Here is a 20,011-nt window from a genome sequence, read left to right on the forward strand (position 1 = left end):
CGGCACCCGGGGCGCGGCGCCGTGGACCAGGCTGCGGACCGGGCCCGCCCCGAGGAGGGTGACCAGGGGCGGGACGGCCCGCCGGGCCGGGCTAGCATCGCGCGGTGAGCCGTCTCCTCGACCTTCTCTGGCCGGCTCGGCTGGGACGGTCGTTCCGGTGGCTGGTCGCCTCCTCGTGGGTGTCCAACCTCGGCGACGGCATCGCGCTCGCGGCCGGTCCGCTGCTGGTCGCCTCGCTGACCGACTCGGCGTTCCTGGTCGCGCTGGCGGCGACCCTGCAGTGGTTGCCGCCGATGCTGTTCGGCCTCTTCGCGGGGGCGATCACCGACCGGGTGGACCGGCGCCTGCTCGTGGTCGTCGTGGACGGTGCCCGGGTGCTCGCGCTCGTGGCGCTCGCCGCGACGATCCTCTCCGGCCACGTCAGCATCGCCCTCGTCCTCGGCGTCCTGTTCGTGCTGGGCACCGCGGAGGTCTTCGCCGACAACGCCTCGGCGACGCTGCTCCCCATGCTCGTCGCCCGGCGCGACCTCGCCGTGGGCAACCAGCGGATCCAGACCGGCCTGCTCACGCTCAACCAGCTCGCCGGTCCGCCGCTGGGCGCGGCGCTGTTCGCCGTCGGCTGGGCGCTCCCGTTCGGCACCCAGGCGGCGCTCACCGCGCTTGCGGTGGGTCTGGTCGCGAAGGTCGTGCTGCCGCCCCACGGTCGCGACCCGGCCACGCAGCGGCACATCGGCCGGGAGATCGCCGAGGGCTTCCGCTGGACCGTGCGGCACGCCGCGGTGCGCACCCTCGTCCTGACGATCTTCACGTTCAACATCACCTTCGGCGCCGCGTGGTCGGTGCTCGTGCTCTACGCGACCGAGCACCTCGGGCTGGGCGAGGTCGGGTTCGGCCTGATCACCACGGTGAGCGCGCTGGGCGGCCTGCTCGGGACCGCGTCCTACGGCTGGCTGACCCGGCACCTCGCGCTCGGCGACATCATGCGGATCGGCCTGATCATCGAGACCCTGACGCACCTCGGCCTCGCGCTGACCCGGAGCCCCTGGGTCGCGATGCCGATCTTCTTCGTGTTCGGCGCGCACGCGTTCGTGTGGGGCACCACGTCGACCACGGTGCGGCAGCGGGCCGTGCCCACCCGGCTGCAGGGGCGGGTCGGGTCCGTGTACATGGTCGGTGTCACCGGCGGGCTCGTGGTCGGGTCACTGGTCGGCGGAGCCCTCGCGCAACGGTGGGGCGTGACCGCGCCGTTCTGGTTCGCGTTCGCCGGGTCCGCGGTCTTCGTGGTGCTCATCTGGCGCGAGCTGCGGCACATCGCGCACGACGACGAGTCGGACAGCGAGCCGGACACCGATCCGCACACCGACCCGGACGGCACGGACGCCGCCCGATCCTGACGGCCGGGCGCGAGGCGGCGGTCCCCGGGGTTCGTGCTCCCGATGCGCTCCGACCTGCGGGCCCTAGGCTCAGGACATGGCCGACCCTCCCGTTCGCGCCGAGGTGTACGTCGACGGCGCGCGGCGTCCCACACAGCTCGGTCCGGCCGACGCGGTACGTCAGGCGCGCGAGCAGGACGGGTTCGCCTGGATCGACCTGGAGAACCCGGACGGGGACGCGGTCAACGCCGTCGCGCGCGAGCTCGACCTCCCGGACCTCGCCGTCGAGGACGCCGTCACCGCGCACCAGCGGCCCAAGCTCGACGTGTACGGCGACCTCGTCTTCGCGGTGCTCCGCCCGGTGTGCTACGTCGACCCGGCAGAGGCGGTCGAGATCGCGGAGATCGCGCTGTTCCTCGGGCCGCACTTCGTGGTCACCGTGCAGCACGGGCCCAGCGACGTGTTGAGCCGGGTCCGTGCCGAGCTCGACGGGAGCGCACCCGACCTGCTCGGGTTCGGTCCCTCGGCGGTGCTCTACCGCGCGTCGGACCTCGCGGTGGACGACTACGAGGACGTCGTCGCCGAGCTGGACATCGACGTCGACCAGATCGAGGACGAGGTGTTCGGCCCGGACGAGGACGACCACTCGCAGCGGATCTACCGCCTCAAGGAGGAGGTCGCCTGGTTCCGCCGCGCGGTGACCGGGCTCGCCCGGCCGCTCGAGCTGCTCGCCGCCGGTCGCGTGCCGCACGTGTCCCCGGCGACGGGCGAGTACTTCCGTGACGTCCACGACCACGTGATCCGCGCCTCGGAGTCGATCGAGGTGATCGACCGCCAGCTGACCGACGTGCTCGAGGCCAACACGGCGCGCGTCTCGATGGTGCAGAACCGGATCGCCCTGCAGCAGAACGCAGACATGCGGAAGATCTCGGCGTGGGCCGCGATGGCGCTGCTGCCGACCCTGATCGCCGGCATCTACGGCATGAACCTCAACATCTGGCCGAACGCGCAGCACCCGTGGGGCTTCGCGACGGTGCTCGCGATCATGGCCGGAGCGTGCCTGACCCTGTACGGCGCGTTCCGTCGCAACGGCTGGATGTGACGACTCCCGCTCAGGCCCGGAACCGTCCGACCAGCTCCGGCGGCGTCGTCGCGGCGTGCGCGTCGCCGTGGGAGGCGTCCTAGGACTCGGCGCGCTGCTTCACCCCGCGCAGCATGTCGCGCGACATGAGGAAGTCGGCCGGCACGAGCGCGAGGGCCGCCGCAGCCGTCAACCACCACGGTGAGGTCACCCAGCGTGACCGGAAGTGGAACCTGGTGCCGCCGGCCGGGAGCGGGGTCAGCACGAACACCCACGACCAGTCCGCGGAGGCGTGCTCGCGCCAGCTCAGCGGCAGGTGCGTCGTGGAGTGGAGCACGAGGGCACGCTCGGGCTCCAGGCCTTCGACGATCAGGCCGCACTCGGTGTGCGGCGGACCGTCCGGGATGAAGGTGCCGAGCGAGATGTCCTGGAGCTCGGGGACGATCCGGTCGGCGCTCGGCCCGTTCGCGGGGAACAGCAGCCGGTCGACCCAGCGCGCGGTGTACCAGCCGGCGCGGCCCCAACCCATCTGGACCAGCCACGGCCAGATCTCGCCCGGCTCCGCCGCGATCGTGATCGCGTGATCCGTCACCGCGCTGGGCCGGGGCACGATCTCGTCCCCGGGCAGGGCGGCAGCCCGCTCCGCCGGCGTCGACCCGTACGTGCGCCCCAGGTGGTTCGCCACCGCGAGCAGCACACCACCGGCCACGGTGGCCGCCGGCAACCCTCGTGCACGACTCATCGTCCCTCCCGGTCTCGTCGCACGGATCGTCCCGCCCGGCCCCGCCCGACGGCATGAGTCGTTGGGCCCCCCGTCGCACGTGCCCGCGCAATCCTCTTGAACCCTCGCTCGCGCACCCGCTACACCTGCCCTCGTGCGGGCGTTCACTGCCGAGCCGGGCTACACCGACGACTTCTTCCTGGTGCGGGAGTTCCTCGTCCGCATCAACGCCGACCGGGTGCGAACCCCCGGGTTCCTCTGGGCGCGCTGGGAGTGGGCGTTCACGCTGCCGTTCCTCGACACCTCGGCACTGGACCGGATCGGCATCTGGCAGCGCGACGGCCTGGTGGTCGGTCTCGTCACCTTCGAGGAAGGCCCGGGCGACGCCTGGCTGGTGGTCGACCCCGGTCACCGCGACCTGCTGCCTGCGATGGTCGACCACGCCGTGCGGAGCCTCGCGGTCGACGGACGGGTCCGCGTGATGGTCCCGGACGACGACCCCGGGCTGGCCGAGATCGTCGCGTCCCGAGGCCTCGTGCGCACCGCGGGTGGCGAACCGAACGCCGTCCTGGAGCTCGACGCGGACCTCGAGTACTCGCTGCCGGACGGGCTCGGCGTGCAGAGTCTCGCGGAGGACTGGGACCTGCGGGCGTTCCACCGCCTGCTGCACCGCGGCTTCGACCACCCCGGCGAGCCGGACTGGGCGCCGTCCGAGCTGGCCTGGCGGCAGGCCTCCACGTCGTCGCCCGGTCAGCGGCCGGACCTCCAGGTGATCACCCGCACGGTGGACGGGGCGTACACCGCGTTCTGCGGCGCGTGGCTCCGGCCCGGGGCCGACTACGCCCTGATCGAGCCGGTCTGCACCGACCCGGCCTGGCGCCGCCGGGGCTGCGGACGGGCCGCGGTCCTCGAGGCGGCGCGCCGGTGCCGCGACCTCGGCGCCCGGCACGCGTACGTCGGCTCAGGTCAGGAGTTCTACCGTCGTCTCGGCTTCACCCCCGCGCTCGGTGGGACCTGGTGGAGCACCGAGACGACCCTCGCGGACGAGTGAGGCGACGATGGCTGCACAGCGGGACGACGCGCGCGATCCCCGGATCGTCGCCCTCGAGGCTCGCATGCGTGCGCTCGGCGAGGGCTGGGCGGTCGAGCACGCACACCGCCTGACCCGGCTGGTCGACCGCATCGGGGTCGGCGTCGACCACGACCACGAGGTCCTCACGCTCGCGATCTGGACCCACGACTGGGGCGCGTTCCGGGCGTTCGGAGCCGCCGGGCCGGACCACCCGCGCCGGTCCGTCGAGGTCGTCGGTGCGGAGCTGCTCGACGGCTGGGCCCTCCACCCGTCGCGGTCGGCGGTACTCCTCGAGGCGATCGCGCGGCACGACTACCGCGATCCCGACCCGGTCGCCACGCCCGAGGCCCTGCTGCTCCGCGAGGCCGACATGCTCGATCTCATCGGCGCGGTCGGCGTGGCCCGCGAGTTCGCGTGGGGCCCGGCCGACGACCTGGCCGGGATCGTCCGGCGGTGCCGGCACCGGCTGGACACCATCCCCGGACGCCTGACCCTGCCCCCTGCCCGGCGTCTCGGACGGCTGCGGGCGCAGCGCGGCGCCCAGGTGCTGGCCTGGATCGAGACCGAGCTCTCCGGCGACGAGCAGGTGTGAGCCCCGACCGGTCCGATCAAGATCCGTCTGACAATCCCCTCACCGCTGGAGCTCCGGAGCCGATCATGATCGCGGCGCACAAGCGCCCGGTCTCGGTGGGGGGTGCTCGGGTATGTCGGGGTTGCGGGTTCGGCTCGTGGTGAGCCACATGTGCTGCGCGACGTTCTTGATCTGTGCGGCGATCGTGGCGGCCGAGCGTGTCGTCGCGGTGATCGCCGGGATCGGCGCAGTGGTCGCAGCGCTCTCGGCATGGACGCTCGTGCGTCAGGTGGCCGCTCCGACGCGTGAGCTCGGCCGGCTGCTCGACGCGGGCGCGGCAGGCGACCTCTCCCAGCGGGGATCGAGCACGCGCCGTGACGAGCTCGGGGACCTGGTCCGGCGGTACGACGCGATGGCCGACGTGCTCGGGCACCGGATCGCCGAGACGACCGTCGAGGCGGGCGGCATCGGCGCCGCGGCCGAGGAGCTCACGGTCTGCACGGGAGAGATCCGGGAGGGAGCGATGCGGACCGCCGAGCACTCCGGCGTGGTCGCTGCCGCCGCCGAGCAGGTCTCGGGGAACCTGCGGACGGTCGCGGCTGCCACCGAGCAGATGGGAGCCTCGATCCGGGAGATCGCGCAGAGCACCGGGACCGCAGCGCGGTTCGCGTCGACCGCGGTCGGGACCGTCCGGACGACGAGCTCGACCGTCGAGCGCCTCGGCTCGTCGTCGGTCGAGATCGGCGACGTGGTCAAGGTCATCACCTCGATCGCGGAGCAGACGAACCTGCTCGCGCTGAACGCGACGATCGAGGCCGCCCGGGCCGGCGAGGCCGGCAAGGGGTTCGCCGTGGTCGCCGGCGAGGTCAAGGACCTGGCCCGGGAGACCGCGGCCGCGACCGACGACATCGGCCGGCGGATCGAGGCCCTCCAGGCGGACTCCGGCGCCGCCACGGCGGCCATCGCCGAGATCTCCGCCATGATCGAGGAGATCAACGCGACCCAGGCGACGATCGCCTCGGCCATCGAGGAGCAGACCGCGGCGACCAGCGAGATGTCCCGGAACATCAGCGAGGCCGCGCAGGGCGCGGACAACATCGCCGAGAGCGTCACCGCCATCGCGTCCGGTGCCACGGCCGCCAGCGAGGGCGTCTCGCAGGCCTTCGGCCTGAGCGACGAGCTCAGCAAGATGTCCGGCGCCCTCGCGCAGTCCACCGCCGCTTTCACGCTGTCCGCGGACGCCGCTGCCGCCACGGAGACCGTGCACGGCCAGATCACCAAGGCGATCGGTGCACACGGTGCCTGGAAGCACAAGCTCGCCGAGGCGGTCGCGCGTCGGAGCCATGACATGGACGTCGCCACGGTCGCCAAGTCCGACGCGTGCGCCTTCGGCCGGTGGCTGCGCGACGTGCGCCCGACCGAGGCCGACAGCGCCACGCACCAGCGGGCCGCGAGCCTGCACGCACAGTTCCACCGGGAGGCAGCCGGGGTGCTGACGATGATCACGAAGGGCGAGATCGACCGGGCACGGACCACCGTCGAGCCCGGCGGGACGTTCGCCGAGTCGTCCCGGGTGCTCACCCGGACGATGATCGAGTGGCGCCGAGCGACCGCCGGGACCACCACCGCGCGGTGCTGATCGCGCGATCCGACCCCCGAACGACGACGAGCCGGGAACCTCTCGGTTCCCGGCTCGGGTTCGCCCCGGAGCTCCCAGGGATCTGTGCGCGAGGGGGGACTTGAACCCCCACGCCCTTGCGGGCACTGGCACCTGAAGCCAGCGCGTCTGCCATTTCGCCACTCGCGCGCGAGCCAGAAGGCTAGCACGCAACGGACGCCCCCTTCGACGCGCCCGACGGCGCACCCGCCCGAGGGACGGGCATACCCCCGCACGGCGGATACGATCGTCGTCGTCAGTGGCGGTGACCCGCCAGCTCGCCGTACCCCCGCGGCGGCAGGACGTGGCGGGACCCGACCTCGCGGAGGGAGGTGACATGGGCATCCTCGACAAGTTCGAGAAGGGCGTCGAGCGCGCGGTGAACTCCGCGTTCGCCAAGGTGTCGCGCGGCGACCTCAAGCCCGTGGAGATCGCCAGCGCCCTGCGCCGGGAGGTGGACGACCGGGCTGCCGTGGTCGGCCGGGACCGCACGGTGGTGCCCAACGAGTTCACCGTCGAGCTGTCCACCCCCGACCTCGCCAAGGTCGACGCCTGGGGTTCCGACGCCCTCGCCGACGAGCTCGCCGCGAACGTCACCGAGCACGCGACCCAGCAGCGATACGCGTTCGTCGGTCCGGTGACCGTCACGTTCCTGGAGAACGACGAGCTCGAGGTCGGCCGGTTCCAGGTGCGCAGCGCGACCGTCCGCGGCGCAGTCGCGCCCGCGACCTCGGTCGCCGCGAGCGCACGGCACCCGATGGTCGACATCGACGGCCAGCGCTACCTGCTCACCGGGCCGGTCACCGTGATCGGCCGCGGCAGCGACGCCGACATCATCGTCGACGACCCCGGCGTCTCCCGGCGGCACCTCGAGATCCGGGTGACGACGGACGGCGTGATCGCCTCGGACCTCGGCTCCACCAACGGCCTGTACGTCGAGGGTCACCAGGTCCCGGCGGCGACCCTCGTCGACGGGAACACGCTCACGATCGGGCGCACCCAGATCCTGTTCTGGAGCGGCTCCGAGGACGAGGACGACTGAGGCCTCGCATGAGCGAGCTGACGATCACCCTGCTGCGCCTGGGCTACCTGGTGCTGCTCTGGGCGTTCGTCTTCGCCGCGATCGGCGTGCTGCGGGCCGACATCTACGGCACCCGCGTGGTGCAGCGCCGGCTGCGCAGCACCACCAAGGAGGAACCGCAGTACGGCCGGCGCGCCACCGACACCCCGGCGACACCCGTCCCCGTCCCCGTGCCGGTCCCCGGCCAGCCGGCCGTCCCGCGACGCCTCGTGGTGACCAGCGGGCCGCTGCGTGGCACCACCGTGCCGCTCGGCTCGGCGGCGATCCTGATCGGACGGGCACCGTCGTGCACGCTGGTCCTCGACGACGACTACTCCTCGCAGCGCCACGCGCGTCTGTACTCCGAGGCCGGCCAGTGGTACCTCGAGGACCTCGGTTCGACGAACGGCACCTTCATCGGCCGGGACCGGGTGACCGAGCCCACCCCGGTGGGTCCGGGCACGCAGCTGCGCGTGGGGCAGTCGACGCTCGAGCTGCAGCGGTGACGCCGTGACGATCGCCTTGCGCTATGCCGCGCGCTCCGACGTGGGACTCGTGCGCTCGAACAACCAGGACTCCGCCTACGCCGGGCCGCGCCTGCTGGTGGTCGCGGACGGGATGGGCGGTCACGCCGGCGGGGACATCGCGTCGTCGGTCGCCGTCGCCCACCTGGCCCCGCTCGACGACGAGGCCCACGGCCCGGACGATGCGCTCGACGAGCTCAACCGCGCCTTCGGCGACGCGCACGCCGAGCTGCTCGCCCGCGCGCGGGAGAACCCCGAGCTGTCCGGGCTCGGCACCACGGTCACCGCGCTGCTGCGGGCCGGCAACAAGCTCGCGATGGCGCACATCGGCGACTCCCGCGCGTACCTGCTGCGCGACGGCGAGCTCACCCAGGTGACCAGCGACCACTCGTTCGTGCAGCACCTGGTGAACACGGGGAAGATCACCCAGGAGGAGGCCGAGCGTCACCCGCAGCGGTCCGTGCTGCTGCGCGTGCTCGGCGACTTCGACATGGAGATCCTCCCGGACGTCTCGGTCCGGGAGGCCCGCCCCGGCGATCGCTGGCTGCTGTGCTCCGACGGGCTGTCCGGCGTGGTCAGCCGCGACACGATGACCGAGACGCTGCTCGTCGAGCGGGACGTCGACCGCTGCGCGGACCAGCTCGTGCAGCTCGCGCTGCGCGGCGGCGCGCCGGACAACGTGACCGTCGTGGTCGGCGACGTGCTCGACGTCGACGACCTGCCGGACGGAGCGGCGCCGCCGACCGGCTCACAGGTGGTCGGCTCGGCCGCCTCCGACCGGCACCGCCCGACGCTCGGCGGTACCGGCGCAGCTGCGAGGGCCGCCCAGCACGCCGCCTCGGTCGGCACCCCGGTCGAGCCGCTCGACGAGGACGAGCCTGCGCCGTCGCGCAGGCTGCGCCGTCTGGTCTGGTCGCTCGTCGCGCTCCTGGTGGTCGCCGGCGTCGCCGTGGCGGGCTGGGCAGGCTGGCAGTGGACGCAGCAGCAGTACTACGTCGGCACCGCGGACGGGTACGTCGCGATCTTCCAGGGCATCGACCAGACCGTCGGACCGTGGTCCCTGTCGCACGTCGTGGAGACCAGCGACCTCGCCGTCGACGAGCTGCCGCAGTTCGTCCGCGAGCGCCTCGACCAGACCGTGCCGTTCACCAACCTCGACGACGCGCAGTCCTGGGTCGAGGACCGTGAGGCAGAGGCCGGGCTGACCGGGGCCGAGTCATGAGCGGGCCCAGCTGATGGCCACCGTCGCACCGCAGCGCACCCGGCCCGGCCGCGGCACCGAGCTCGCCCTGCTGGTCCCCGCGCTCGCCGTCGGGATCGGCGCCTACGCGCTCGTCGGGCTGGGCACAGCCGGTGAGCTGCCGCCCGGCCTGCTCGGCTTCGCGGCCGGTCTGACCGCCCTCGCGGTCGGCGTGCACCTCGTGCTGCGCTGGCGCGCGCCGTTCGCCGACCCGGTGCTGCTGCCGACCGCGGTGGCGATCAACGGCCTCGGCCTCGCGATGATCCGCCGGATCGACGTGGCCTACGCCGCCCGGGACCGGGTGACCGACTTCGCCGGCCGCCAGATGGGCTGGACCGCGCTGGGCATGGTGCTGGCCGTCGCGGTGATCGTGCTGCTGCGCGATCACCGGACGCTGCGCCGCTACACGTACACCGCCATGGTGATCGGTCTCGTCCTGCTCGTGCTGCCGCTCGTGCCCGGGCTCGGCACCGAGATCAACGGTGCACGGATCTGGATCCAGGTGTTCGGCGGCTCGTTCCAGCCGGCCGAGCTCGCGAAGATCGTCCTCGCGATCTTCTTCGCCGGCTACCTGGTGACCAACCGCGACACCCTGGCGCTGGCCGGGCCGAAGGTGCTCGGCCTGCAGCTGCCACGGCTGCGTGACCTCGGGCCGATCCTGCTCGCCTGGGCGGTCGCGCTCCTCGTCCTGGTCGGCGAGCGCGACCTGGGGACCTCGCTGCTGTTCTTCGGCCTGTTCGTCGCGATGCTCTACCTCGCCACCGAGCGGCTCAGCTGGGTCGTCATCGGCCTGGTGCTGTTCGCCGGTGGCGCGGCCCTCGCGGCGAGCACGTTCGGCCACGTCGCCGCGCGGTTCGAGGCGTGGCTGCACGCGTTCGACAACGACGTGTTCAACGCCTCGCCCGGCGGATCCGGCCAGCTCGTGCGCGGGCTGTTCGGCCTGGCCAGCGGCGGGCTGTTCGGGACCGGCCTGGGACAGGGCCGGCCGGACCTGGTGCCGTTCGCCGAGTCCGACTTCATCGTCGCGTCGGTGGGCGAGGAGCTCGGCCTGACCGGGCTGCTCGCGATCCTGGTCTGCTACCTGATCCTCACCGAGCGTGGCCTGCGCACCGCGATCGGCGTCCGCGACGGGTTCGGCAAGCTGCTCGCCGGGGGCCTCGCGTTCACGATCGCCTTCCAGTCCTTCGTCGTGGTCGGCGGCGTCACCCGGCTGATCCCGCTCACCGGGCTCACGATGCCGTTCCTCGCCTACGGCGGCTCGTCGCTGATCTCGAACTGGATCGTCGTCGCGCTGCTGCTGCGGATCTCCGACCACGCCCGGCGGCCGGCCGACCTCGCACCGCCGTCGAACCAGGGCTCCTCCGCCGACGACCAGCTCACCGAACGGATCACCGTGCGCGCACCCGACGCCCCTGGGGGTGCGCGATGAACAACCCGCTCCGTCGCCTCGCCGCGATGACGATCGTGATGTTCGTCGTGCTCATGGGTGGGGCGACCTGGGTGCAGTACGTCAAGGCGCCGGAGCTCAACAACGACTCCCGCAACGTACGGACCCTCTACCGGGAGTACGACAACGACCGCGGCCCGATCGTGATCGGCGGGGAACCGGTCGCGAGCTCGAGCCCGGTGGACGACTCGTTCGGCTACCTGCGTTCCTACTCCGCCGGTGCGCTCTACGCGCCGGCCACCGGCTACTACTCGGTGATCTACGGTCGCAGCGGCATCGAGGAGGCGATGAACACCGAGCTCAACGGCTCCGCGGACTCGCTCTTCTACACCCGGATCCAGGACCTCATCACCGGTCGCCAGCCGCAGGGTGCCGCGGTCGAGCTCACCATCGACCCCGCGGTCCAGCAGGCTGCCTGGGACGCGCTCGGCGACCAGCGCGGCGCCGTCGTCGCGGTCGACCCCACCACGGGCGCGATCCTCGCCATGGTGTCCAAGCCCTCCTACGACCCGAACGTGCTGGCCTCGCACGACACCGCTGCGGTGCAGGACGCCTGGGCATCCCTGCTCGCCGACCCCGACGACCCGTTGGTCAACCGGGCGATCGCCGGTCCCACCTACCCGCCGGGCTCGACGTTCAAGCTGGTCACCGCGGCCGCCGCGCTCGAGTCCGGCCTCACGCCGGAGACCCCCGTGGCCGCCCCCGACGAGCTCGACCTGCCGCAGAGCTCGGCGGTCCTGACCAACTACGGCGGGAGCTCGTGCAGCTCGACCGGCGCCATGACCTTGCAGGACGCGCTGCGGATCTCCTGCAACACCGCGTTCGGCCAGATCGGGCTGAACCTGGGGTCCGACGCGCTGCGCGAGCAGGCCGACGCGTTCGGCTTCGACGAGTCGATCAGCGTCCCGCTGGCGGTCACGCCGAGCCGCTTCCCGGCCGACGGTGAGATCGACGAGCCGCAGACCGCACTCGCCGCGATCGGCCAGTACGACGTGCGGGCCACACCGCTCGAGATCGCGATGATCTCCGCGACCATCGCGAACGGCGGCGAACGGATGACCCCGTACCTGGTCAAGTCCGTGCGCAGCGCCAACCTCACGGTGGTGGACAGCACCGAGCCGCAGGTCGCGGGCCGGGCGGTCTCGGCGACCACGGCCGCGAACCTGACCGAGATGATGCTCGCGGTCGTCGAGAACGGCACCGGCACCGCGGCGCAGATCCCCGGCGTCGCCGTCGCGGGCAAGACCGGCACCGCCCAGACCACCGACGACGCGGCACCGCACGCGTGGTTCACCGGGTTCGCCCCGGCGGACGACCCCAAGGTCGCCGTGGCCGTGGTGGTCGAGAACGGCGGCGACCTCGGCAACGAGGCGACCGGCGGGCACGTGGCCGCGCCGATCGCCCGGGCCGTGATCGAGGCGGCGTTGGGATCCGGGTCATGAAACCCGACATCGACGTCGCCCTGGGCGCGCGCTACCGGCTCACCTCCCGCCTCGCGGTGGGTGGCATGGGCGAGGTCTGGGTCGCGCACGACCTGTCGCTGGCCCGCGACGTCGCCGTGAAGGTGCTGCGCGAGGAGTTCGCCGGCGACGCGGGCTTCCTCGAGCGGTTCCGGGCCGAGGCGCGCAACGCCGCCCAGCTCTCGCACCAGAACATCGCGCAGCTCTACGACTACGGCGAGCAGGACGGCTCGGCTTTCCTGGTCATGGAGCTCGTGGTCGGCGAGCCGATGGCGGACCTGCTGGACCGGGAGCCCGTGCTGCCGCACCGCCGGCTGCTGCCGATCCTCGCCCAGACCGCACGGGCGCTGCACGCCGCGCACCAGGCCGGCGTGGTGCACCGGGACGTGAAGCCGGGCAACATCCTGCTCTCGCGCACCGGCCGGGTGAAGATCACCGACTTCGGCATCTCGACCGCGACCAACCAGGTGCCGATGACCGCGTCCGGCATGGTCATGGGCACCGCGCAGTACCTCTCGCCCGAGCAGGCGATCGGCGGGGCCGCGACCCCGGCATCGGACATCTACTCGCTCGGGATCGTCGCGTACGAGGCGCTCGTCGGGCACCGACCGTTCACCGGCCCGACCCAGGTGGACATCGCGATCGCGCACGTCAACCAGCCGGTCCCGCCGCTGCCCGCCTCGGTGGACCCCGAGCTGGCCGCGCTCGTCATGCGCATGCTCGCCAAGCAGCCGGAACGTCGGCCGGGCTCGGCGGCGTCGCTGGCCCGCACGCTCGACTCGATGATCGCGAACACCCCTCCGGACGGCGTGCCGCTGGTCACCGGCCGGCACGCGACGCTCGGCAGGCTGCGCCCCGAGCCGAGCGCCGACAGCCTGCTCACCGACCGGATGCTCGAGGAGGGTCTGCTCGCCGCGCCGTCGACGATGCCCCCGGTCGTCCCGGTCGGCGGCAGCCCGGCGACGGAGGCCCCCGCGGCGGGGCCGGCAGCCGAGCCCGCCGTGGTCCCCGGCCGTTCGCTCGACGACGCCGTGGCACCCGTGCCGAACGAGCCGCCCCCGCGGTTCACCCCGACCCAGCCCGCTCGGCACCGGACCCCGTCGAGCCCACCGCCGATCACGACGGGGCGCTGGTGGCGTGCCCTCGGGCGCTCGCTGTCGGCCAAGATCCCCGGCCCGGTCCTGCTCGTGGCTTTCGTGCTCCTCTTCGTTCTGCTCGGGGCCGTGGTCGCGGATAGGATCTGGGGGTCGTCCGGGGGGGCACCCGACCCGGCCCATGACCGGATCGTGATCGTGGCCTCACCCGATCCGGCCGCGGCGGATGGGATGATCGACGGCAGCACAGCTGCACCTGGACAATTGACGACAGCAAGGGACCTCTAGTGGCGGACGACGCACCTCGGATCCTCGGCGGCCGGTACGAGGTGGGCGAGCTCATCGGACGCGGCGGGATGGCCGAGGTCCACATCGGCCACGACACCCGCCTCGGCCGCACCGTGGCGATCAAGATCCTGCGCTCGGACCTGGCGCGCGACCCGTCCTTCCAGGCGCGGTTCCGGCGCGAGGCCCAGGCCGCGGCCTCGCTCAACCACCCGGCCGTGGTCGCGGTGTACGACACCGGTGAGGACGTCTCCACCGAGCCCGGCGGCGCGATCGCGCACGTGCCGTTCATCGTCATGGAGTACGTCGAGGGTCACACCGTGCGGGACATCCTGCGCGACGGCTCGGCCGTGCCGATCGAGGAGGCCGTGGAGATCACGGCCGGCGTGCTCTCCGCGCTGGAGTACTCCCACCGGGCCGGCATCGTTCACCGGGACATCAAGCCGGCCAACGTGATGCTCACCCCGACCGGCGCGGTGAAGGTCATGGACTTCGGCATCGCCCGGGCCATGGCGGACTCCGCCGGCACGATGACCCAGACCCAGGCGGTCATCGGGACCGCGCAGTACCTGTCCCCGGAGCAGGCGCGCGGCGAGGCCGTGGACTCCCGCTCGGACCTGTACTCCACGGGCTGCCTGCTGTTCGAGCTGCTGACCGGCCGGCCGCCGTTCATCGGTGACTCGCCCGTCGCCGTGGCGTACCAGCACGCCCGCGAGGAGCCCCAGCCACCGAGCAGCTACGCGACCGACGTGCCGGAGACCTTGGACCGGATCACGCTCAAGGCGCTCGCCAAGGACCGCGACCGTCGCTACCGCTCGGCCGCCGAGTTCCGGCACGACCTCGAGGCGGTGCTGCACGGCGGCGCGATCAGCGCGCCCGCGATCGGTGCTCTTGCGGCAGGAGCCGCGGTTGCCGGCGTGGCCGCGGCCGGCGCCGAGACCCAGGTGATGGGCCCGGCCACCGCCGCGACCCAGGCCATGCCCCCGGCCGCGGCCTGGGGACCCACGGGGGCCGCGGCCGCGACCCGGACCGGTGCGGTGCCGGCCGCACCGCCGGAGGACGAGCCGCCGCGACGCACCTGGCTGCTCTGGTTGCTGATCGCGATCGCGGTGCTCACGATCGGCGGGATCATCTGGGCGTTGCTCGCCAACCGCCCGCCGGCCATCGAACAGGTCGAGATCCCGTCCGTCGAGGGGATGACCCAGCAGGAGGCCGTGGACGCCATCGAGGCGCTCGACCTCGTCGCGACCCCGGTCCCACAGGCCAGCGCCGAGGTGGAGTCGGGCAACGCCATCGACACCGACCCGCCGGCCGGCGAGATGGTCGACCCCGGCACCGAGGTGACGATCCACGTGTCCAGCGGCGCCGAGCCGGTCACCATCGAGGACCTGTCGAGCTACACGCGCGACCAGGCCGAGTCGTGGCTGCGGGACAACGGGTTCACCACGATCTCGTTCGAGACGGAGAACAGCCCGGACGTGCCCGCGGACCGGGTCATCAAGACGGACCCCGCGGCCGGTGAGAGCGTCGACCCGACGACCACGGAGGTCGTCGTGTACCTCTCCACCGGCAAGGTCGAGGTGCCGGACTTCCGGGACCAGCAGACCCCGGTGGAGGACGCTCAGTCCACGCTCGAGGACCTGGGCCTGATCGTCGACGTCGAGCAGCGTGAGGACCCCGATGCGACGGCCGGCACCGTGATCGACCAGAGCGCGGTCGGGCTCGTGGACCAGCACTCCCGCGTCACGCTCACCGAGGCGATCCCGCCGACGGTCGAGACCACCACCGTCCCGAGCAACCTCGTCGGGATGACCTGCACCGAGGCGTTCTCCGCGCTCGGCGGCGTGAACCTCAACGGCACCTGCCAGCTGTCCGACGGCACGCAGGCGGCGGGGAGCTACACGGTCGTGTCGACCAACCCGGCCCCCGGCACGGAGGTCGACGTCGGCACCACCGTGCAGATGGTGGCCGAGGAGCCCACTCCCGCGCCGAGCGACACCGCGACCGCCGGAAGCGGCGGCTGAGTCAGGGCGACGAGGGCGGCCCGGCCGTCACGCGCGGGCCGTCTCGCGGACCAGGGGGTGCATCCCGGCGGACCGCTCGACGGCGCCCTCGAGCCCGCACTCCTCGAGCCAGTTGGCGAGCAGTCGGTGCCCGCCCTCGGTGAGCACCGACTCGGGGTGGAACTGCACCCCGAACAGCGGCAGGTCCCGGTGCTGCAGACCCATGATGATGCCGTCTGACGCCTCGCCCGCAGGCACGGTGCGGGCGGTGACGACGAGGTCGTCGGGCACCGTGCCGTCGACCACCGCGAGCGAGTGGTACCGCGTGGCGGTGAAGCCGTCGTCGAGGCCGGCCAGGACGCCCTCGCCGTGGTGGGCGATCCGGCTCGTCTTGCCGTGCATGAGCTCGGGAGCGTGGCTCACGGTCGCACCGAAGACCTCGGCCAGCGCCTGGTGCCCGAGGCACACCCCGAGCATCGGCAGCGCCCGGTCGGCGCACTGCTGGATGACGTCCATCGACTGCCCGGCGGCGCGCGGCGTACCGGGGCCGGGGGACACCAGCACGCCGTCGACGTCGCCCCACTCGGACGGGTCCGGCACCGCGTCGTTGCGCACCACGACCGTCTCCGCACCCAGCTGCTGGAGGTAGCCGACGATCGTGTAGACGAACGAGTCGTAGTTGTCGACCACGAGGATCCGGGTCATCTCACTCCACAGTGACGTCGTTGAAGGGCATGATCGGGGCGACCGCAGGGAACACCCACGCGAAGCAGACCGCGACGACAGCCGCCGCGAGTGCCACGAGCACGACGATCTTGAGCCACGTCGGACCGGGCAGGACCCGCCACAACATGCCGTACACCGTCACCACCGCTGTGTCGTCCGAGTCCATCATGCGGCACCGTCCGCACGTTCGGCCCACCGTCTCACGTCGACCCGAGTGCAGGCTCGAGCTCGACGGGCGTGCCCTCAGCGGCCGGGAGCCAGTAGTCGAGGCGCGCGTGCACGACGTAGCGTTCCCGTGCGCTGTACATCGGATGGCACGTCGTCATGGTCATCTGGGCCTCGGTGGGTGACACGCCCGGCTCTCCGGGCACCGGCGCGATCACCTCGACATCGACCGGGCGGACCACCTCGGTCGATGTCACCCGGTATACGAACCAGAGGTCCTCGGTGCGAACCACGAGCGGGTCGCCCACCTGGATCTCCTCGATCCGGTTGAACGGCTTGCCGTGGGTGACCCGGTGGCCGGCCACCGAGAAGTTGCCGACCTGGCCCGGCATCGCCGTACCGTCGTAGTGCCCGACGCCGAGCACGTCGAGGACATCGGTGGATGTGCCCTGGCTGATCGGCAGGACGGCGGACCCCCACCGCGGTACGACCATCGTGGCGAAGGTCGTACCGCTCGCCGGCTCGTCGAGCACGGGTGCCGGCTCGCGGTGCGGGGTGGCCGTCGCCGTCGGTTCGTCGCCGGCCGGTGGGAGCGGCCGCGGATCCCAGTCGAGCGAGGCGATCGCCTGCGCCTGGGTCCGCTCGCCGAGCACGTCGGTCCACCACAGCTGCCACACCACGAACAGTCCGAGCAGCACACCGAGAGTGATCACCAGCTCTCCGACCACGCCGACCACTGCCGCCACGCGCGGCCGGCCGGCCCGGGCTACCGGAGCCCGGTCGGTCACTGAGCGTCGCCGGTGTCGGGCGCGACCGACGCGTAGCGCAGCTCCGCCGAGCCGTCGTAGGCCGGCAGGTCGATCCCGGCCACCTCGGTGACCGAGTACCCGAGACCGACCGCGTCGACGTACTCGAGGTACCGCTGCACCGACGGCGAGTCGTCCAGGGCGGCGAGCATCGTGTCCACGTCGCCGATCGCCCGCACCACGTAGGGCGGGGAGTAGAGCCTGCCCTGGAGCCACAGCACGTTCCCGACGCACCGGAACGCCGAGGTGGACACCACGCGCTGGTCCTGCAGGCCCATGGCCTCGGCACCGCCGGCCCAGAGCGCGTTGATCACGGCCTGGACGTCCTGCTGATGGACCACGACGTCGTCGTTCGTCGCCCACTCGGGCCGAGTGGCACCGGGCGGCGCGTCCCACAGCCGTACCTCGAGCCCCGGTCCGGTCACGGCGACCCAGCCGGCCGCGAGCGCGACCTGGTCCGAGACCGCGGGGTCGGCCTGCTCGTCGGGGGTCTGCTCGTCGGTGAGCTGGTCGACGTCTGCGCGCAGCTCACTGACCTCGGTGGCCGCGAGCTCGGCCCGGTCCAGCTCGGCCTGGACCACACCACGCAGGTCCGCCGGCTCGCGCTCGGAGCCGGCCGAGATCCGGGCGTTGGCGGAGAACAGGAAGCCGGCGACCGCGAGCACCACGATCACGCCCACCACGCCGCGCGTGCGGGTCGCCCGGTGCTGGTGCGACATGGGCCTCCTTGGACCGTGCGGACGGACCTGACGTCCACGCCTACTACGCTAATGGACGTTCGAGTGGTACCTGACGTACCGCGGTAGTCCCAGGAGGAGTGCAGTGCCCGAGTCGAGGTCGCGCAAGAAGAAGACCTACACACCTCCGACCACCGCCGGCGCCTCGGCTCCGAAGGGCAACCCGGCGTGGCTCGTGCCCGTGATGGTCGGCCTCATGGTCGCCGGCCTGGCCTGGCTCGTGGTCACCTACATCTCCGGCGCCGAGTGGCCGATTCCCGGGATCGGCAACGGGAACCTCGCGGTCGGCTTCGCGCTGGTCATCGCCGGTTTCGCGCTGACGACCCGCTGGCGCTGACCAGCACACCATCTCTCTCGATCGACGAGCGGCCCCGGTCCGGTGCCGCTCGTCGGTCGCGCCCCGATGCGGCGAGATGTCCCCAACGGTGGACACATCTGTGGATAACTACAGCCATGTAATTCCACAGGTGTGAGCAAGGCTGTGGACGAGCGGTACCCAGGATCGGACCGGCCCGACCGGCCGGCTCAGACGGACGCGAGCTTGACGGCCAGCAGCAGCGTCAGTGTCAGCACGAGGAGCACCGGCGCCACGATCGCCGCAGCGCGCCGCATCCCGCGCGGCACGTAGGCGTACGCCAGGCCCATCAGCAGTCCGGTGACGAACCCGCCGAGGTGCGCCTGCCAGGCGACGTTCGGCAGGACGAACCCGAGGACCGCGTTGATCACGAGCACGACGACGATCCCTCGTGCGCTCCGCCCCATGCGGCGCAGGACCACGAAGATCACACCGAACAGGCCGAACACCGCGCCGGAGGCGCCCACCATCGGGGTGAACCACGAGGAGGTCGCCGGGTTCGCCATGAGGACGGCGACGACGCCACCGCCGTAGGCGCTCACCAGGTAGGCGGTGAGCAGGCGGGCTCGGCCGAGCGCGGGTTCGAGGGCGGCGCCGAGGATCCACAGCGCGTACATGTTGAACCCGATGTGCGGGATGCTCGCGTGCAGGAACGCCGAGGTGAGCAGCGTGTACAGGTTGCCCGGCACGTACGCGGGCACCAGGTCGAAGGCACCGGTGAAGCTACGCCCCAGGACGAGCTGGAGCGCGAACGCCGCCACGTTGATCGCGATGAGCGTGTAGGTCACCACGGGAGCGCCACCCCGAACCGGCGCTCCGAACGCGGTGCGTGCGGTGCGCGTCGTCCTGGCAGCCTCCTGGACGCAGTCCACGCAGTGCACACCGACCGCAGCGGGACGCTGGCACTCCGGGCACACCGGACGCCCGCACCGCTGGCACCGCACGTACGAGACCCGATCGGGGTGCCGCGGGCAGACCGGCACCGGGGCCGGGGAGAGGTCCGGCCCCGTCGGCTGCGTCATCGACTCGGCTCCAGCGTCACTCCTCGATCTCGACGGACTGCAGCACGACGTCGGTGAGCGGACGGTCCTGCGGGCCGGTCGGGGTCGTGGCGATCGCATCCACGATGGCCCGCGACTCGGCGTCCGCGACCTTGCCGAAGATCGTGTGCTTGCCGTTCAGCCACGGGGTGGCCGCCACGGAGATGAAGAACTGCGAGCCGTTGGTGCCGCCGACCTTCCCGGTGATCGGGTCGCGTCGCAGGCCGGCGTTGGCCATGGCGAGCAGGTAGGGCTCGGAGAACTGCAGCTCGGGGTGGATCTCGTCGTCGAAGTTGTAGCCCGGGCCGCCGGTCCCGCGGCCCAGCGGGTCGCCGCCCTGGATCATGAACCCGTCGATGACACGGTGGAAGATCACGTCGGAGTAGAGCGGGTCGTTCCGGGTCGCCCCGGTTGCCGGGTCGGTCCACTCCTGGGCGCCGGTCGACAGACCGACGAAGTTGCGCACCGTCTTCGGCGCGTGGTTCTCGAAGAGCTCGATCCGGATGTCACCGGCGGACGTGTGCATGATCGCGAACATGGCCTAATCCTCGCACGCACCACGCGCATGGCCGTCCCGAGGGTGGCAGCATGGAC

Annotated in this window: 20 protein-coding genes and 1 tRNA gene; 13 read left to right on the top strand and 8 right to left on the bottom strand. The window is 72.4% G+C overall.

Annotation, left to right across the window (positions count from 1 at the left end):
* Window positions 1-104: 104 nt before the first annotated feature.
* Together OEB99_RS00670 and OEB99_RS00675 are read left to right on the top strand one after the other, a co-directional pair.
* Window positions 105-1,394 carry an MFS transporter gene (locus OEB99_RS00670; RefSeq protein ID WP_263507673.1) on the top strand — a complete coding sequence of 430 codons (1,290 nt, stop codon included), beginning with the start codon at window positions 105-107 and terminating at the stop codon, window positions 1,392-1,394.
* Between the two features lie 76 nt (window positions 1,395-1,470).
* The gene (locus OEB99_RS00675) at window positions 1,471-2,475 is read left to right on the top strand and encodes a magnesium and cobalt transport protein CorA (RefSeq protein WP_263507674.1); all 1,005 of its coding nucleotides are present in this window, start codon (window positions 1,471-1,473) and stop codon (window positions 2,473-2,475) included.
* 79 nt (window positions 2,476-2,554) lie between these two features.
* On the opposite strand, the gene OEB99_RS00680 is transcribed toward OEB99_RS00675, so the two are convergent.
* Window positions 2,555-3,196, bottom strand: coding sequence for a hypothetical protein (locus OEB99_RS00680; RefSeq protein WP_263507675.1), 642 nt, complete (start codon window positions 3,194-3,196; stop codon window positions 2,555-2,557).
* A gap of 133 nt (window positions 3,197-3,329) precedes the next feature.
* Here OEB99_RS00680 and OEB99_RS00685 point away from each other — a divergent pair, with 133 nt between their 5' ends.
* The 3 genes from OEB99_RS00685 (at window position 3,330) to OEB99_RS00695 (ending at window position 6,457) form a co-directional block, all read left to right on the top strand.
* Window positions 3,330-4,226 (top strand): GNAT family N-acetyltransferase, encoded by an 897-nt coding sequence (locus OEB99_RS00685; RefSeq protein WP_263507677.1) that lies wholly within the window; start codon window positions 3,330-3,332, stop codon window positions 4,224-4,226.
* A gap of 7 nt (window positions 4,227-4,233) precedes the next feature.
* Complete coding sequence (locus OEB99_RS00690) at window positions 4,234-4,839, top strand: HD domain-containing protein (RefSeq protein ID WP_263507678.1); 606 nt, start codon at window positions 4,234-4,236, stop codon at window positions 4,837-4,839.
* A gap of 112 nt (window positions 4,840-4,951) precedes the next feature.
* Window positions 4,952-6,457: a methyl-accepting chemotaxis protein gene (locus OEB99_RS00695; protein WP_263507679.1), complete on the top strand. Its 1,506-nt coding sequence runs from the start codon at window positions 4,952-4,954 to the stop codon at window positions 6,455-6,457.
* An 85-nt stretch (window positions 6,458-6,542) separates the two neighbouring features.
* Here OEB99_RS00695 and OEB99_RS00700 read toward each other — a convergent pair.
* Window positions 6,543-6,625, bottom strand: a tRNA-Leu gene (locus OEB99_RS00700).
* A gap of 187 nt (window positions 6,626-6,812) precedes the next feature.
* Between OEB99_RS00700 and OEB99_RS00705 the strand changes: the two genes are divergently transcribed.
* Genes OEB99_RS00705 through pknB form a run of 7 tightly spaced genes read left to right on the top strand, consistent with a single transcriptional unit; the run spans window position 6,813 to window position 15,609 of the window.
* Window positions 6,813-7,517, top strand: a complete 705-nt coding sequence (locus tag OEB99_RS00705; protein ID WP_263507680.1) for an FHA domain-containing protein — start codon at window positions 6,813-6,815, stop codon at window positions 7,515-7,517.
* Window positions 7,518-7,525: 8 nt separating this feature from the next.
* Window positions 7,526-8,041: an FHA domain-containing protein FhaB/FipA gene (locus OEB99_RS00710; RefSeq protein WP_263507681.1), complete on the top strand. Its 516-nt coding sequence runs from the start codon at window positions 7,526-7,528 to the stop codon at window positions 8,039-8,041.
* A gap of 4 nt (window positions 8,042-8,045) precedes the next feature.
* Window positions 8,046-9,281 carry a Stp1/IreP family PP2C-type Ser/Thr phosphatase gene (locus OEB99_RS00715; protein WP_263507682.1) on the top strand — a complete coding sequence of 412 codons (1,236 nt, stop codon included), beginning with the start codon at window positions 8,046-8,048 and terminating at the stop codon, window positions 9,279-9,281.
* 13 nt (window positions 9,282-9,294) lie between these two features.
* Entirely contained in the window at window positions 9,295-10,728 is a 1,434-nt protein-coding gene (locus OEB99_RS00720) for an FtsW/RodA/SpoVE family cell cycle protein (RefSeq protein ID WP_263507683.1), read from the top strand.
* On the top strand, window positions 10,725-12,188 hold the full coding sequence (locus OEB99_RS00725) for a peptidoglycan D,D-transpeptidase FtsI family protein (RefSeq protein ID WP_263507684.1): 1,464 nt from the start codon (window positions 10,725-10,727) through the stop codon (window positions 12,186-12,188). Before OEB99_RS00720 ends, OEB99_RS00725 begins: the two co-directional genes overlap by 4 nt.
* On the top strand, window positions 12,185-13,588 hold the full coding sequence (locus OEB99_RS00730; protein ID WP_263507685.1) for a serine/threonine-protein kinase: 1,404 nt from the start codon (window positions 12,185-12,187) through the stop codon (window positions 13,586-13,588). The genes OEB99_RS00725 and OEB99_RS00730 overlap by 4 nt, the downstream gene beginning before the upstream one ends.
* Complete coding sequence (gene pknB, locus OEB99_RS00735; protein WP_263507687.1) at window positions 13,588-15,609, top strand: Stk1 family PASTA domain-containing Ser/Thr kinase; 2,022 nt, start codon at window positions 13,588-13,590, stop codon at window positions 15,607-15,609. Before OEB99_RS00730 ends, pknB begins: the two co-directional genes overlap by 1 nt.
* Before the next feature lie 27 nt (window positions 15,610-15,636).
* On the opposite strand, the gene OEB99_RS00740 is transcribed toward pknB, so the two are convergent.
* The 4 genes from OEB99_RS00740 to OEB99_RS00755 form a co-directional block, all read right to left on the bottom strand.
* Window positions 15,637-16,293 carry an aminodeoxychorismate/anthranilate synthase component II gene (locus OEB99_RS00740; RefSeq protein WP_263507689.1) on the bottom strand — a complete coding sequence of 219 codons (657 nt, stop codon included), beginning with the start codon at window positions 16,291-16,293 and terminating at the stop codon, window positions 15,637-15,639.
* 1 nt (window position 16,294) lies between these two features.
* A complete protein-coding gene (locus OEB99_RS00745) occupies window positions 16,295-16,483 on the bottom strand; it encodes a hypothetical protein (RefSeq protein ID WP_263507690.1) in 189 nt (62 codons plus the stop codon).
* Window positions 16,484-16,514: 31 nt separating this feature from the next.
* A complete protein-coding gene (locus OEB99_RS00750; protein ID WP_411910640.1) occupies window positions 16,515-17,192 on the bottom strand; it encodes a class E sortase in 678 nt (225 codons plus the stop codon).
* Window positions 17,193-17,263: 71 nt separating this feature from the next.
* Window positions 17,264-18,004 (bottom strand): DUF881 domain-containing protein, encoded by a 741-nt coding sequence (locus tag OEB99_RS00755; protein ID WP_263507692.1) that lies wholly within the window; start codon window positions 18,002-18,004, stop codon window positions 17,264-17,266.
* A gap of 103 nt (window positions 18,005-18,107) precedes the next feature.
* On the opposite strand from OEB99_RS00755, the gene OEB99_RS00760 reads away from it, so the two are divergent.
* On the top strand, window positions 18,108-18,359 hold the full coding sequence (locus tag OEB99_RS00760) for a cell division protein CrgA (protein WP_263507693.1): 252 nt from the start codon (window positions 18,108-18,110) through the stop codon (window positions 18,357-18,359).
* Window positions 18,360-18,547: 188 nt separating this feature from the next.
* On the opposite strand, the gene OEB99_RS00765 is transcribed toward OEB99_RS00760, so the two are convergent.
* Window positions 18,548-19,399, bottom strand: a complete 852-nt coding sequence (locus OEB99_RS00765) for a rhomboid family intramembrane serine protease (RefSeq protein ID WP_263507694.1) — start codon at window positions 19,397-19,399, stop codon at window positions 18,548-18,550.
* 16 nt (window positions 19,400-19,415) lie between these two features.
* Complete coding sequence (locus OEB99_RS00770; protein ID WP_263507695.1) at window positions 19,416-19,955, bottom strand: peptidylprolyl isomerase; 540 nt, start codon at window positions 19,953-19,955, stop codon at window positions 19,416-19,418.
* Between the last annotated feature and the right edge of the window lie 56 nt (window positions 19,956-20,011).

Origin of the sequence: Actinotalea endophytica (assembly GCF_025717005.1) — a bacterium.
Taxonomy (GTDB): Bacteria; Actinomycetota; Actinomycetes; order Actinomycetales; family Cellulomonadaceae; genus Actinotalea.